This is a genomic window from Streptomyces sp. NBC_00620 (assembly GCF_026341825.1).
Taxonomy (GTDB): Bacteria; Actinomycetota; Actinomycetes; order Streptomycetales; family Streptomycetaceae; genus Streptomyces.
In genome coordinates, this window is sequence record NZ_JAPENY010000001.1 from 3416699 (window position 1) to 3431260 (window position 14562).

A 14562-nucleotide genomic window follows, 5' to 3' on the forward strand; every position below is an offset into this window, starting at 1 on the left:
GAATCGATTACATGGAGGATTGGAATCGATTACACGCGAGTTGACAAGACCCCGAGACCGGATCGTGATGAAGGAGGTCGGAGCGGAGCGGCGAGGGGAGTTGTTTACACGCGTCCCGGGCTGTCAGAGCCGGACGGTAGCGTCGGATCATGTCTCAGCTGGCTGTCCTGGAGGGCGTACTCGAGCGGATCACGTACGCCAACGAGGAGAACGGGTACACGGTCGCGCGGGTCGACACCGGCCGCGGCGGCGGCGACCTGCTCACCGTCGTCGGCTCGCTGCTCGGTGCGCAGGTGGGGGAGTCCCTGCGCATGGAGGGCCGCTGGGGCTCCCATCCGCAGTTCGGCAAGCAGTTCACGGTGGAGAACTACACGACGCTGCTGCCGGCCACCGTCCAGGGCATCCGCCGCTATCTCGGCTCGGGCCTGGTCAAGGGCATCGGCCCGGTCTTCGCCGACCGGATCACCCAGCATTTCGGCCTGGACACCCTGCAGATCATCGAGGAGGACCCGAAGCGGCTCATCGAGGTGCCGGGGCTCGGCCCCAAGCGCACCAAGAAGATCGCCGACGCCTGGGAGGAGCAGAAGGCGATCAAGGAGGTCATGCTCTTCCTCCAGACCGTCGAGGTGTCCACGTCGATCGCGGTCCGCATCTACAAGAAGTACGGCGACGCGTCGATCTCGGTGGTCAAGAACCAGCCCTACCGGCTCGCGTCCGACGTCTGGGGCATCGGCTTCCTCACCGCCGACAAGATCGCCCAGTCCGTCGGCATCCCGCACGACAGCCCGGAGCGCGTCAAGGCCGGCCTCCAGTACGCCCTTTCGCAGTCCACCGACCAGGGCCACTGCTATCTCCCCGAGGAGCGCCTGATCGCGGACGCCGTGAAGCTCCTCCAGGTGGACACGGGCCTTGTCATCGAGTGCCTCGCGGAGCTGGCGGCACCGGCCGAGGACGGCGAGGACCCCGGTGTCGTACGGGAGAAGGTGCCGGGCCCGGACGGCGGCGACCCGGTGACGGCCATCTACCTGGTCCCCTTCCACCGCGCCGAACTCTCCCTGTCCGCCCAGCTGTTGCGCCTCCTGCGCACCGACCAGGACCGGATGCCCGGCTTCCATGACGTGGCCTGGGACAAGGCACTTGCCTGGCTGAAGGGGCGTACGGGCACGGAGTTGGCGCCCGAGCAGGAGGAGGCGGTCCGGCTCGCGCTCACCAAGAAGGTCGCCGTGCTCACCGGCGGCCCCGGCTGCGGCAAGTCCTTCACGGTCCGCTCGATCGTGGAACTGGCGCGCGCCAAGCGGGCGAAGGTCGTCCTGGCGGCGCCGACGGGACGCGCCGCCAAGCGGCTCGCCGAGCTGACCGGGGCCGAGGCCTCCACCGTGCACCGGCTCCTGGAGCTGAAGCCGGGCGGCGACGCGGCGTACGACAAGGACCGGCCGCTGGACGCCGACCTGGTGGTCGTGGACGAGGCCTCGATGCTCGACCTGCTCCTCGCCAACAAGCTGGTGAAGGCGGTGCCTCCGGGTGCGCATCTGCTCTTCGTGGGAGACGTCGACCAGCTCCCCAGCGTCGGCGCCGGCGAGGTGCTGCGCGATCTGCTCGCCGACGGCGGCCCGGTCCCGGCGGTCCGCCTCACCCAGGTCTTCCGCCAGGCCCAGAAGTCCGGGGTGGTGACGAACGCACACCGGATCAACTCGGGGCAGCACCCGCACACGGACAACATGAACGACTTCTTCCTCTTCGTCGAGGACGACACCGAGGAGGCGGGACGGCTCACGGTGGACGTGGCGGCGCGGCGGATTCCGGCCAAGTTCGGGCTCGACCCGCGCCGCGATGTCCAGGTGCTCGCGCCGATGCACCGGGGCCCGGCGGGCGCGGGCGCCCTCAACGGCCTCCTCCAGCAGGCCATCACACCCGCCCGCCCGGACCTCCCCGAAAAGCGCTTCGGAGGCCGCGTCTTCCGCGTCGGCGACAAGGTCACCCAGATTCGCAACAATTACGAGAAGGGCAAGAACGGTGTCTTCAACGGCACCGTGGGCGTCGTCACCTCGCTGGACGCGGAGGAGCAGCGCCTGACCGTGCTGACCGACGAGGACGAGGAGGTGCCGTACGACTTCGACGAACTCGACGAGCTGGCCCATGCGTACGCGGTGACGATCCACCGCTCCCAGGGCAGCGAGTACCCGGCGGTGGTGATCCCGGTCACCACGGGCGCGTGGATGATGCTCCAGCGCAACCTCCTCTACACGGCCGTCACCCGCGCGAAGAAGCTGGTCGTCCTCGTCGGCTCCCGCAAGGCGATAGGCCAGGCGGTCCGCACGGTCTCCGCCGGACGGCGGTGCACGGCCCTGGACTTCCGCCTGTCCGGGGCACACCTCTGACGACCCCTCGATCTCCCCTGGAAGCCTCCGGAGAGCCCCCCGAACGCCCCCTTGGAAAAAATGATCGATCAAACGAGTCGCAAAGGTCACAGAGCACTTCCGGAACCAGGGCGAAGGGGGGCAGGATGAGTAGGTTGGCGGCACTCAGTGCCGCCAATAGGCCCAATGGTCGACCCCGAGTGCACTCTCCAGGGCCAAATGGGGGATGGTAGAGACAGTCAGGGCACCTCGAAGAAGAGGGACAACGTCGGTGAGGGATGACGTGAGCGACAACTCTGTAGTAGTGCGTTACGGCGATGGCGAGTACACCTACCCGGTGATCGACAGCACCGTCGGCGACAAGGGCTTCGACATCGGGAAGCTGCGCGCACAGACTGGTCTGGTGACGCTGGACAGCGGATACGGGAACACCGCCGCATATAAATCCGCGATCACCTACCTCGACGGTGAGGAGGGCATCCTCCGGTACCGCGGCTATCCGATCGAGCAGCTGGCCGAGCAGTCCACCTTCCTTGAGGTGGCCTCGCTGCTGATCAACGGCGAACTGCCGAATGTGGACGAACTCGCCACCTTCAAGAACGAGATCACGCAGCACACCCTGCTGCACGAGGACGTCAAGCGCTTCTTCCAGGGCTTCCCGCGCGACGCCCACCCGATGGCGATGCTGTCGTCGGTGGTCAGCGCCCTGTCGACGTTCTACCAGGACAGCCACAACCCGTTCGACGAGAAGCAGCGTCACCTCTCGACGATCCGCCTTCTCGCCAAGCTTCCGACGATCGCGGCGTACGCCTACAAGAAGTCGATCGGCCACCCCTTCGTCTACCCGCGCAACGACCTCGGGTACGTCGAGAACTTCCTCCGCATGACGTTCTCGGTCCCGGCGCAGGAGTACGAGCTCAACCCGGTCGTCGTCTCCGCGCTCGAGAAGCTGCTCATCCTGCACGCGGACCACGAGCAGAACTGTTCGACCTCCACGGTCCGCCTGGTCGGCTCCTCGCAGGCGAACATGTTCGCCTCGATCTCCGCCGGCATCTCCGCCCTGTGGGGCCCGCTGCACGGCGGCGCCAACCAGTCCGTCCTGGAGATGCTGGAAGGCATCCAGGCCAACGGCGGCGACGTCGACTCCTTCATCCGCAAGGTGAAGAACAAGGAGGACGGCGTCCGCCTGATGGGCTTCGGTCACCGGGTGTACAAGTCCTTCGACCCCCGCGCGAAGATCATCAAGGCCGCCGCGCACGACGTCCTCTCGGCCCTCGGCAAGTCCGACGAGCTGCTGGACATCGCCCTCAAGCTGGAAGAGCACGCGCTCTCCGACGACTACTTCGTCTCGCGCAACCTCTACCCCAACGTGGACTTCTACACCGGCCTGATCTACCGCGCCATGGGCTTCCCGACCGAGATGTTCACGGTCCTCTTCGCCCTCGGCCGCCTCCCGGGCTGGATCGCCCAGTGGCACGAGATGATCAAGGAGCCCGGCTCCCGCATCGGCCGCCCGCGCCAGATCTACACGGGCGAGGTCCTGCGCGACTTCGTTCCCGTCGAGAGCCGCTGAGCACCGGAACTCGCTGAACAGCCGCGCGCGTAGCGGCATACACGTAAAAAACGGAAAGCGCCCTGCTACCGGTCCCCCCACGGGCCGGCAGTCAGGGCGCTTTCCTTGTCCCGGTGCGGATTCCCCCCACGGGATCCGGCCGGGCGTCTGTGGACAGCGCCTGAACCGCTGTGGACTTGCGAGCAAAACGAGCAAAACTGCGGTTACTACGGTGCGGTTGGCCGGGACGCGTACCGACGGGAGGGCCGCTCAAAGCTCCCCGGCGTACGTGTCCCGGCAACGCAGTTCCAGGAACGTCCCCCAAGACATCCCCAGATGCCAGTCACGCCCCCCAAGACGCTTCTGACATCGCCAACTTAGACTCACGAACCCCTTCGATGGTTACGTTCACATCACTGTGACCTGCGTCTCTTGCTTATGTCCTGAAGATAGGCAAGAGACCCAAATGCGAATCGGGGCCCAAGCGTAAGGAAGATGCGCGAGCCTTGTGAAGAGCTTATGTGAGGCTCTCCCCGGACTCTAGGGGGGCTCTCACCCGAACATCATGAGAATGCCTTGAGCCGAAGGCTGTTCGTCACCACGAACACCGACGAGAAGGCCATCGCCGCTCCCGCGATCATGGGGTTGAGCAGCCCGGCCGCCGCCAGCGGCAGCGCCGCCACGTTGTATCCGAAGGCCCAGACGAGGTTCCCCTTGATGATGGCGAGGGTCCTGCGCGACAGCCGGATCGCGTCCGCGGCCGCCCGCAGATCCCCGCGCACCAGTGTCAGGTCGCTCGCCTCGATCGCCGCGTCCGTACCCGTACCCATCGCCAGACCCAGGTCCGCGGTCGCGAGCGCCGCCGCGTCGTTGACCCCGTCGCCCACCATCGCGACGCTCCGCCCCTCGCCCTGCAGCCGCTTGACGACGCCGACCTTGTCCTCGGGCAGCACCTCGGCGATCACATCCCCGGCATCGATGCCGACGGCACGCGCCACGGACTGGGCGACCGCCAGGTTGTCACCGGTGAGCAGGACCGGCCTGAGCCCGAGGGCGCGCAGTTCGCGGACGGCCTCGGCGCTGGTCTCCTTCACCGCGTCGGCGACGGTCAGCACACCGACGGCCGCACCGTCCCGGGTGACCACGACGGCGGTACGCCCTTCCGCCTCGGCCGCGGCCTTGGCGCGGGCCAACTCGGCGGGGAGCACGTCCTCGAACCGGCCCACCGTCACCTCGTGACCGTCCACACGCCCGCGCACACCGCGCCCCGGAACGTTCTCGAAGTGCTCCGGCGGCGAAAACGCGCCAACGCGCTCCTGAGCGCCCGCGGCGATCGCCTGGGCAACTGGATGCTCGGAGGCGTGCTCCAGGGCGCCGGCGAGCCGCAGAACCTCGTTCTCGGCGATGTCCTCGGCGACGTACACCTCTTGAAGTTTCATGCGTCCCGTCGTCACCGTCCCGGTCTTGTCCAGGACGACGGTGTCGACGCGGCGCGTGGACTCCAGGACCTCGGGCCCCTTGATGAGGATGCCGAGCTGGGCGCCGCGCCCCGTGCCGACCATCAGGGCGGTCGGCGTGGCAAGGCCCAGCGCGCACGGGCAGGCGATGATCAGCACCGCGACGGCCGCGGTGAAGGCGGCGACCGTGTCACCCGTGACCGCCAGCCAGACCCCGAACGTGCCGAGCGCGATCAGCAGCACCACCGGCACGAAGATCCCGGAGATCCGGTCGGCGAGCCGCTGCACCTCCGCCTTGCCGTTCTGCGCGTCCTCGACGAGCCGTGCCATCCGCGCGAGTTGGGTGTCCGCGCCGACCCGGCTCGCCTCGACGACCAGCCGGCCCCCGGCGTTCACGGTCGCGCCGGTCACCGCATCGCCGGCCGACACGTCCACCGGCACCGACTCGCCGGTCAGCATCGAGGCGTCGACGGCCGAGGCGCCCTCGACGACCGTTCCGTCGGTGGCGATCTTCTCGCCGGGCCGCACGACGAAGCGGTCCCCGACGGCCAACTGGTCCACCGGGACGCGTACTTCACGGCCGCCCCGCAGCACGGACACGTCCTTCGCGCCCAGTTCCATCAACGCCCTCAGCGCAGCCCCCGCCTGCCGCTTGGAGCGGGCCTCCAGATAGCGGCCGAGCAGGATGAACGCGATGACACCCGCGGCCACTTCGAGATAGATCGCCGAAGTCCCCTCCGCACGCGAGACGGCGAACCGGAAGCCCTCCTCCCGCATCCCTTCCATCCCCGCGTCCCCGAAGAACAGCGCCCACAGGGACCAGCCGAACGCGGCCAGCGTGCCGATCGAGATGAGCGTGTCCATCGTGGCCGCGCCGTGCCGCGCGTTCGTGAACGCGGCCCTGTGGAACGGGAGTCCGCCCCAGACGACGACGGGCGCGGCGAGGGTGAGCGCCAGCCACTGCCAGTTGTCGAACTGCAGAGCCGGGATCATCGAAAGCAGGGCGACGGGGACGGCGAGGAGGGCGGAGACGACGAGACGCTCGCGCAGCGAGGCCAGTTCGGGGTCGCGCTCCTCAGAGGCGTCCGCCTCGGGCAGGGGTGGCGCGGGCTCCTCGGCCGTGTACCCGGTCTTCACCACGGTGGCGATGAGATCGGCGACCCGCACCCCCTGCGGATACGAGACCTTCGCCTTCTCCGTCGCGTAGTTGACGGTGGCGGTGACGCCGTCCATGCGGTTGAGCTTCTTCTCGACGCGGGCCGCGCAGGAGGCGCAGGTCATTCCGCCGATGGTGAGTTCGATCTCCGACGCGGGGGCGTTCTCGGCTATGGGTGTCTCGGGTGCTGCGGTGGTCATGTCCGGCTCCAAGGAACGAACCAGGCCGTACGGATCCAGTATCAGCTGGTCGGTACGGCCCGGTGTGGAGAGCTAGGTATCAGCGATACGGAGAGGTCTGTTCAGGCCTTGCCGACGAGCTCGAAGCCCGCCTCGTCGACCGCCGCGCGCACGGCGTCCTCGTCCAGGGCGGCGGCGGAGACGACGGTGACCTCGCCGGTGGCGGCCACGGCCTTCACCGAGCTGACCCCGTCGATCCCGGAGAGCTCACCGGAGACGGAGCCTTCACAGTGCCCGCAGCTCATCCCGCTCACCTGGTAGACGGTCGTGACGGAACCGGGGGTGTCGGTCTGCGCGGTCATGGCGTTACTCCTCATCGAGGCGTGTCGGGCGTGCGTACGTACACAGGAGGGATCCTGCGACTCCAGGGTTGCCTCCTGCTACGCAGGCTATACCCCTAGGGGGTACTTCTCCAAGTGGGGTCCCGGCGTGCCAGCGAGCGCACCCAGCCGACCCCGGCGAGCGAGACGAGGACCATGGCGCCGACCGAGAACAGCGTGAAGAGATGCTTCTGCTCGCCGGTGGGCCGGGGCATGTAGCCCTGCGCGAACAGCGCCTTGTCGAGCCCCGTACTGGTCAGCCGCGCCACCAGCCAGAGCGCGATGCCGTGCGTCGAGTCCCACAGCGCGTGCAGCACCGCGACGCCGAGGTAGGTGCCGAGCACGGGTCCGTTGAACTGGAAGCGCCCGTTCGGGTGGCGGTGTGCGAGCAGCACGGCACCCGCGATCGCGGTCCACAGGCCGTGCCCGAAGGGGGCGAGCACCCCGCGCAGGATCTCGGTCTCCAGGAGCGCGCGCAGATCGACGCCCTTGAGCGAGACGGCGGCGTTGAAGGCGTACCCCGCGCTCTCCAGTGCCGCGAAGCCGAAACCGACGGTCGCGCCGAGCACGAGACCGGCCCGCAACCCGTGGATCCGGGGGTGCCTGCGCAGCATGAACATCAGCGCGGCGAGCTTCACCGCCTCCTCGATGAGCCCGACGCCGATGTACATCCACAGGGACGGGTGCAGCAGGTAGTACTCCATGACCGAGGCGCCAAGCACGCCCAGGGTGCCGCCGGTCAGGAAGCAGCCGAGGATCAGATGCACGCCCAGGTCGCGGCCGTGCCGCTCGTACGCCCAGAGCACGAAGGTGACAGGCACCAGGAAGCTGCCGAGCAGGATCAGGGTCGGCAGCAGCGTGGTGTTCTTCGTCGCGTACGTGACGAGCGCGGTCAGCATCCAGAGCGCGAGCCCGCCCCACAGACAGCGCTTCCAGAGTCCGGCACGGATCGGGAGATACGGGGACGGGGGCTGCTGGGGTCCGGGAATGCGGGCTTGCGGTGCACCGGGCGGCTGATTGTGGGTCACTGCTCATCCCTCGGGCTTGGACTGGGGCTGTGCGTCCGCTTGGACGTCGGGCCGCTTGGGCGGAGGGCGTCCGTCCGCTGGGCGGGGGGGCGTTCGTCCGTCCGGACGGACGCTGTCCGCTGTTGTGTCCGCTCGGACGGAGACCGCCCGCTCGGGCAGGCGCTGCCCGGGCGGGTCGATTTGTCCGAACCCTATGGTAAATACCCCCTATGTCGCAGTCCGGGACGCTCATCCTGATCATGTCCATCGCGGTGCTCGCCCCGCTGCTGTCCTACGGAATCGGCCGCTGGCTGCCGGTCCCTCTCGTCATCTTCGAGATCGTGCTCGGCGTCCTGGTCGGCCCCGACGTACTGGGCTGGGCCGGCGCGGGCGAGGTCATCGACACGCTCTCCAACCTCGGTCTGGCGATGCTGATCTTCCTCGCCGGGTACGAGATCGAGTTCGACAAGGTCCGCGGGGACACGCTGAAACGCTCGGTCGGGGCCTGGCTGATCTCGCTGGCGGTCGGCCTGGCGCTGGGCATGCTGCTCACCGGCGCGTCCAAGGGCGTCTACATCGGTACGGCCCTCACCAGCACCGCGCTCGGCACGGTGCTGCCCGTTCTGCGTGACGCCGGTGACCTGCGCTCCCGATTCGGCTCGGTGATGATGGCGATGGGTGCGGTGGGGGAGTTCGGGCCGATCATCGCGATGGCCCTGCTGCTGAGCGGGCGCTCGCCGGGGAAGTCGACCGTGCTGCTCGCCGCGTTCGCGCTGCTGACCGCCGGGGCGGTGTTCTGGGCGATGCGTCCCCGGCGCCCCTGGTTCTCGAACGTGATCGCCAAGACCCTGCACAGCAGCGGGCAGTTCGCCGTCCGTCTCGTCGTACTCCTGCTGGCCCTGATGCTCGGCGCCTCCGACGCCCTCGGCCTCGACACCCTGCTCGGCGCCTTCGCCGCCGGGATGATCACCCGCCTTGTGCTGCAGGGGGCGGCGCCGGAGAGCGCGGGCGAGGTCCTGGCGAAGATCGAGGCGATGGGATTCGGATTCCTGGTGCCGATCTTCTTCGTCGTCACGGGAATCGAGTTCGACCTCGACGCCCTCCTCTCCGGCGGCCGGGCGCTTCTCCTGCTGCCCGTCTTCCTACTGCTGTTCCTCCTGGTGCGCGGCCTTCCGGTGTACGCCCTGGCCCCGCGCGATCTTCTCGGGCGCGACCGGAGAGCCCTCACCCTCTTCGCCTCGACGGCCCTGCCCCTGGCGGTGGCCATCACGACCATCGGTGTGGACGACGGCGTACTGAAGAGCGAGGAGGCGGCGGCGCTGGTGGGGGCCGCGATGGTGTCCGTACTGGTGTTTCCGCTGATGGGGCTGAAGTTGCGGGGGGAGAGGGTGGGGAGCGAAGGTGCCGCGCAGGGGGCGGAGTCGTGGTGAGAGTCAGCGGGCCGCCGGGCAGTCGTCCTCGACGAGCGGCTTGAGGTAGCGGTACATGACCGCCTTCAACTCGGCGATGTACGCGTCCCGTTCGGCGCCCTCGTGGGACAGGATCAGGGTGAGTCCGGCCTTGAAGAGGGCGAGCACCATGTTCGCCATGCGCGAGAGCTCGTCGGCGGGGGCGTCCGGCAGATAGCCCGCGACGATCTCCTCGACCCGGGTGAAGACGGTGTCGTGCAGGGAGCTGATGTCCTCCGCGATCCGGCCCGGGGTGTCGGTCCCGTGCATCAGGACGGCGAAGGCGGGGTTCTCGACGTTGAAGGCGATCATCGGGTCGAGGGCCGCGTCGAGCATCGCGTCCAGCGGGAGGCCGATGTTCTCCGGGGCGAGGGCCTGGCCGTGCATCGCGCGCCAGTCGTGGAGCAACTGGTCGCTGAGGCCGACCGCGATGGCCTCCTTGTTGGGGAAGAACTGGTACAGCGTGCCGGGTGAGACGCCGGCCTCGCGGGCGATGGCGTTCGTGCTCGCGGCCGTGTAGCCGCTCCGGCAGAACACCGACGCCGCCGCTTCCAGGAGCTGCGCGATACGGCGCTCACCGCGGGCCTGGCGACGGCGCGGCTTCTCCTCGGTGGGGCCGGTGGGGCTGGTGGGGCCGATTGGGTCGGCGGGGTCGGCGGGGGCGGCGGTCTGCGGGGCCCCGGCATTCCGCGGGGCCTGCGCCTGCTCCTCTGTTCGCTGCTTCTCGGGCACGGGTTATCCCCAGCTTCTCGGGACGCGATTGACAAACACGAGTGGTCGCTCGCATTCTTGGGAAATGCGAGCGATGGCTCGTGTTTGCCATTCTATGGCAATGGGCGACCCATGCTGCCTGCACGGATGTACGCGGACGTGCGCAGACGTACGCGGATGTGCGGGACGCAGGGGTCACGGTGAAGGGGACACCGCATCATGTCCGAAGTCAACAGCGCAGGTGGCGGCGCGAGGGTGGGGCCGGACGGAGGACCGGACGACGGGTCGGGCGGTGGATCGGGCGGCGGTCCGGGGGTGGGTGGCTGGACCCGGTTCGTGACCGCGCGGCCGCGGCTGTCGCTGCTCGTCGCGCTCGTGCTCACCGCGCTCGCCGTGGTCGCGGGCAGCGGGGTCGCCGACCGGCTGGGCAGCGGCGGCTGGGAGGACCCGGGCGCCCAGTCCACCTACGCGACCGAGGCGCTGGAGCGGGAGTTCCCGGCCTCGCAGCCCAACCTGCTGCTACTCATCGACTCGGGGTCCGCGTCGGTCGACGATCCCGCGGTCGCCGCCGAGGCGAAGCGGCTGGTGGAGCGGCTCGCCGGCGAGAAGGGCGTCACGGGCGTCGGTTCGTACTGGCAGTCGGGTTCGCCGGCGCTCAGGGCGAAGGACGGGCACGAGGCGCTCGTCGCGGCGCGCATCACGGGTGAGGAGAAGGCCGCGGGCGAGACCCTGGACCGCATCGCCCCCTCCTTCCGCGGGACGCACGGCCCCATCGAGGTCGAGGTCGGCGGCCCCGTCGCCGTGCGGCACGAGATACAGACGACCATCCGCGAGGACCTGACCCGGGCCGAGCTGATCGCCCTGCCGGTGACCCTCGTACTCCTTGTGATGGTCTTCGGCAGCGCGGTCGCCGCCCTCCTCCCGCTCCTGGTCGGCATCTTCGCGATCCTGGGCACGAACGCGGTGCTGCGCGGCCTCACGGAGTTCACCGACGTCTCGGTCTTCGCGATCAACCTCACCACGGCACTGGGACTCGGCCTCGCCATCGACTACGCCTTGTTCATCGTGCGCAGGTTCCGCGAGGAACTGGCCACCGGAGCCGAGCCGTTGACCGCGGTCGGCACGACTTTGCGCACCGCCGGGCGCACGGTGCTCTTCTCGTCCCTCACCGTCGCGGTGTCGCTGGCCGCGATGCTGCTCTTCCCGCAGTACTTCCTGCGGTCCTTCGCATACGCGGGCATCGCCGTGGTGCTGCTCGCCGCGGCCGCCGCGCTGATCCTGCTCCCGGCGGCGCTGGTGCTCCTCGGACATCGGGTGAACTCCCTGGATCTGCGGCGGCTGTTCCGGCGTGGAAAGCCCCGGGCGTCGTCCGACGCGGCCGGAGGGGCCGCATGGGGGCGGATGGCCAACCTCGTCATGCGCAGGGCGCCGGTCTTCGCGGTGGCGACCTCCGTCGGGCTCGTGGTCCTCGGACTGCCCTTCCTCGGCGTGAAGTTCGGCACGGCGGACGACCGCCAGCTGCCCTCGGGCGCCGAGTCCCACGTCGTGCAGCAGCACATCCGCGAGGGCTTCCCGGGCAGCCCCGGCGGCGGTCTGGAGGTGCTCGCGGAAGGGCGCGCGACCGAGACGCAGTATGCCCAGTACAAGGAGCGGATCGCCGCCCTGCCCGAGGTGCTGCGGGTGGACGGGCCGCTGGTGAACGGCGACTCCGCGTACTTCACGGTGCTGCCGAAGGGCGAGGCCGTCGACGAGGGAGCCCAGCGCCTGGTGGGTGAACTCCGCGCGACGAACGCCCCGTTCGACACCGCGGTGACCGGCACGGCGGCCGTCCTGGTCGACTCGAAACACGCGATAGCCGAGCAGCTGCCCTGGGCCGCCGCGTTCATCGCGATCGTCACCCTGTTCCTGGTCTTCCTGCTGACCGGCAGCGTGCTGATCCCGATCCAGGCGGTGCTGCTCAACGCCCTCAGCCTGACGGCGATGTTCGGGGCGGTGGTCTGGGTCTTCCAGGACGGCCATCTCTCCGGCCTGCTCGGGTTCACCAGCTCGGGGTCGATCGAGACGACCCTCCCCGTCCTGATGTTCTGCGTCGCCTTCGGACTGTCCATGGACTACGGGGTCTTCCTGCTGTCCCGGATAAAGGAGGAGTACGACCAGACGGGAGACCATCGGGAAGCGGTCCGCTTCGGCCTCCAGCGTACCGGCGGACTGATCACGGCGGCCGCGGTCATCCTCGCGGTGGTGATGGTCGCGATCGGCACCTCACGCGTGACCAACACCAAGATGCTCGGCCTGGGCATCGCGCTCGCCGTACTGATGGACGCGATGATCGTCCGCAGCCTGCTGGTCCCGGCGGTGATGAGGCTGACGGGGCGGGCAACCTGGTGGGCGCCGGGGCCGCTGCGGCGGTTCCATGACCGGTTCGGGCTCAGCGAGGGCGAACCGCAGAAGGCCGAGGCCCCGGCGGAGGACGACCGGGACCGGGACAAGGCCGCGGCGCGCGGCTAGCGTTCGCTCCGGAACCGTGATCTCCGGGCGGCGGAACGCGCCGGGCGAAGACGGGACGGGCGAACGCGAAACGCGAAGGGCGAAGCTGATGCGGGCAGTGGTGTTCGAGCGGTACGGGGAGCCGGCCGAGGTGCGTGAGGTGGCGGACCCGACGCCCGCGGAGCACGGGGTCGTGGTGCGGGTCGAGGCCACCGGCCTCTGCCGGAGCGACTGGCACGGCTGGATCGGTCACGACCCGGACATCACGCTGCCCCACGTCCCCGGACACGAACTCGCCGGGGTCGTCGAGGCGGTGGGCGCCCAGGTGAACGGTTGGCACCCCGGCGACCGGGTCACCGTGCCGTTCGTGTGCGCCTGCGGAAGCTGTCCCTCGTGCGCGGCGGGCGACCAGCAGGTGTGCGAGCGCCAGACCCAGCCGGGGTTCACACACTGGGGTTCCTTCGCCCAGTACGTGGCGCTGGACCACGCCGACGTGAACCTGGTCGCGATGCCGGACGGACTGTCCTACGCGACCGCGGCCTCGCTGGGCTGCCGGTTCGCCACGGCCTACCGGGCGGTGGTCGCGCAGGGCCGGGTGGCCGCGGGGGAGTGGGTCGCCGTACACGGTTGCGGGGGCGTCGGCCTGTCCGCCGTGATGATCGCGGCGGCCGCCGGGGCTCGGGTCGTCGCCGTCGACGTATCGCCCCAGGCGCTGGACCTGGCACGGAAGTTCGGGGCGACGGAGGCCGTGGACGCGTCGGGGGTCGAAGACACGGCGGAGGCGGTACGCGCGTTGACCGGCGGTGGCGCCCACCTGTCCCTGGACGCCCTCGGTTCCCCCATCACCTGCGCGGCCTCGGTGAACAGCCTGCGCCGTCGGGGCCGCCACATCCAGGTCGGACTCCTGCCCTCACCGACGGGCTCCACCCCGGTCCCCATGGCCCGCGTGATCGGTCTCGAACTCGAACTCCTCGGCAGCCACGGAATGGCGGCACACGCCTACCCGGGAATGCTGGAGTTGGTCCGGGCCGGCGTACTCCGCCCCGACCTCCTGGTCACCTCCACCATCCCGCTGGACGCCGCACCGGCCGCGCTGGCGGCGATGGGGACGGCGCCGGGAGCGGGGGTGACGGTCATCGAGCCGTGGAGCTGACCAGATCCGGGTGACCGCGGTGGTCGGCCCACTCGTGGGCGAGGATCGCCATGAGCGTCTCGTCGGCCCACTCGCCGTCACGCAGCTGGGTCTGCCGCCGGACACCCTCCTCGACGAAGCCGACCTTCTCGTAGACACGGCGGGCCCGGTGGTTGTGGCTGTATAGCTCCAAGGCGATGCGGTGCAGGCCGAGTTGCTCGAAGCCGTGGCCGACGATGAGCCGGGTCGCCTCGGTGCCGATCCCCCGGCCGCGTCCGCGGGGGCCGATGAGCGTACGGAACGTGCAGTTGCGGCCCGTGGGATCCCACTCGTGGAGGACGACCTCGCCGAGGAGTTCACCGGTCGCGCGGTCGGTGACGGCGAGGTCGAGCCGGTCTGGCTGCGTGGCCCGGGAGCCGTACCAGGAACGCAGCCGTTCCAAGGTCAGCTCGGTGGAGGGCTCGAAGGTGAACCGGATGACATCGGGATCGTCCAGGATCTCCCAAATCCCGTCCGCGTCCGCCCTGGTGAACGGCCGCAGCACGGTCTTCTCACCGGTGAGGACGGGCTTGTCGGAGAAGGAGTGGCTCATCTGAGGATCCTCGGCGGCGGGCCGACGGACGGGCAACCGAATAGGGGCTGTGCAACCCGATAACGGCTGTGCAACCGAATAACGGCTGTGCCCCGCACGCGAAC

General features: G+C 69.5%; 10 protein-coding genes. 5 read left to right on the plus strand and 5 right to left on the minus strand.

Going from position 1 to position 14562, the window contains the following annotated elements; all coding sequences use genetic code 11:
- Nucleotides 1-149 precede the first annotated feature (149 nt).
- Nucleotides 150-2378, plus strand: coding sequence for an ATP-dependent RecD-like DNA helicase (locus OG246_RS15800; RefSeq protein ID WP_266461886.1), 2229 nt, complete (start codon nucleotides 150-152; stop codon nucleotides 2376-2378).
- A 262-nt stretch (nucleotides 2379-2640) separates the two neighbouring features.
- Nucleotides 2641-3930 carry a citrate synthase gene (locus OG246_RS15805; protein ID WP_266461889.1) on the plus strand — a complete coding sequence of 430 codons (1290 nt, stop codon included), beginning with the start codon at nucleotides 2641-2643 and terminating at the stop codon, nucleotides 3928-3930.
- A 542-nt stretch (nucleotides 3931-4472) separates the two neighbouring features.
- Here OG246_RS15805 and OG246_RS15810 read toward each other — a convergent pair.
- The 3 genes from OG246_RS15810 to OG246_RS15820 form a co-directional block, all read right to left on the minus strand.
- Complete coding sequence (locus tag OG246_RS15810; RefSeq protein ID WP_266461891.1) at nucleotides 4473-6722, minus strand: cation-translocating P-type ATPase; 2250 nt, start codon at nucleotides 6720-6722, stop codon at nucleotides 4473-4475.
- 101 nt (nucleotides 6723-6823) lie between these two features.
- Nucleotides 6824-7063 (minus strand): heavy-metal-associated domain-containing protein, encoded by a 240-nt coding sequence (locus OG246_RS15815; protein ID WP_266461894.1) that lies wholly within the window; start codon nucleotides 7061-7063, stop codon nucleotides 6824-6826.
- A 95-nt stretch (nucleotides 7064-7158) separates the two neighbouring features.
- The gene (locus OG246_RS15820) at nucleotides 7159-8109 is read right to left on the minus strand and encodes a PrsW family intramembrane metalloprotease (RefSeq protein ID WP_266461897.1); all 951 of its coding nucleotides are present in this window, start codon (nucleotides 8107-8109) and stop codon (nucleotides 7159-7161) included.
- A gap of 209 nt (nucleotides 8110-8318) precedes the next feature.
- Between OG246_RS15820 and OG246_RS15825 the strand changes: the two genes are divergently transcribed.
- Complete coding sequence (locus tag OG246_RS15825) at nucleotides 8319-9518, plus strand: cation:proton antiporter (RefSeq protein WP_266461899.1); 1200 nt, start codon at nucleotides 8319-8321, stop codon at nucleotides 9516-9518.
- Between the two features lie 3 nt (nucleotides 9519-9521).
- Here the strand turns inward: OG246_RS15825 and OG246_RS15830 are convergent, their stop codons facing one another.
- Nucleotides 9522-10175, minus strand: coding sequence for a TetR/AcrR family transcriptional regulator (locus OG246_RS15830; RefSeq protein WP_266464229.1), 654 nt, complete (start codon nucleotides 10173-10175; stop codon nucleotides 9522-9524).
- Nucleotides 10176-10466: 291 nt separating this feature from the next.
- Between OG246_RS15830 and OG246_RS15835 the strand changes: the two genes are divergently transcribed.
- Nucleotides 10467-12755 carry an MMPL family transporter gene (locus OG246_RS15835; protein ID WP_266461902.1) on the plus strand — a complete coding sequence of 763 codons (2289 nt, stop codon included), beginning with the start codon at nucleotides 10467-10469 and terminating at the stop codon, nucleotides 12753-12755.
- An 88-nt stretch (nucleotides 12756-12843) separates the two neighbouring features.
- Nucleotides 12844-13887 carry a zinc-dependent alcohol dehydrogenase family protein gene (locus OG246_RS15840; RefSeq protein WP_266461904.1) on the plus strand — a complete coding sequence of 348 codons (1044 nt, stop codon included), beginning with the start codon at nucleotides 12844-12846 and terminating at the stop codon, nucleotides 13885-13887.
- Here OG246_RS15840 and OG246_RS15845 read toward each other — a convergent pair.
- Nucleotides 13868-14458 carry a GNAT family N-acetyltransferase gene (locus OG246_RS15845; RefSeq protein WP_266461909.1) on the minus strand — a complete coding sequence of 197 codons (591 nt, stop codon included), beginning with the start codon at nucleotides 14456-14458 and terminating at the stop codon, nucleotides 13868-13870. The two genes, OG246_RS15840 and OG246_RS15845, sit on opposite strands and share 20 nt — an antisense overlap.
- Nucleotides 14459-14562 lie beyond the last annotated feature (104 nt).

What these genes read in the sequence shown, in the direction of transcription:
- OG246_RS15825 (WP_266461899.1), top strand. Translation starts at nt 8,319, where the DNA reads ATGTCGCAGTCCGGGACGCTCATCCTGATCATGTCCATCGCGGTGCTC.
- OG246_RS15815 (WP_266461894.1), bottom strand. Translation starts at nt 7,063, where the DNA reads ATGACCGCGCAGACCGACACCCCCGGTTCCGTCACGACCGTCTACCAG.
- OG246_RS15800 (WP_266461886.1), top strand. Translation starts at nt 150, where the DNA reads ATGTCTCAGCTGGCTGTCCTGGAGGGCGTACTCGAGCGGATCACGTAC.
- OG246_RS15835 (WP_266461902.1), top strand. Translation starts at nt 10,467, where the DNA reads ATGTCCGAAGTCAACAGCGCAGGTGGCGGCGCGAGGGTGGGGCCGGAC.
- OG246_RS15810 (WP_266461891.1), bottom strand. Translation starts at nt 6,722, where the DNA reads ATGACCACCGCAGCACCCGAGACACCCATAGCCGAGAACGCCCCCGCG.
- OG246_RS15845 (WP_266461909.1), bottom strand. Translation starts at nt 14,458, where the DNA reads ATGAGCCACTCCTTCTCCGACAAGCCCGTCCTCACCGGTGAGAAGACC.
- OG246_RS15840 (WP_266461904.1), top strand. Translation starts at nt 12,844, where the DNA reads ATGCGGGCAGTGGTGTTCGAGCGGTACGGGGAGCCGGCCGAGGTGCGT.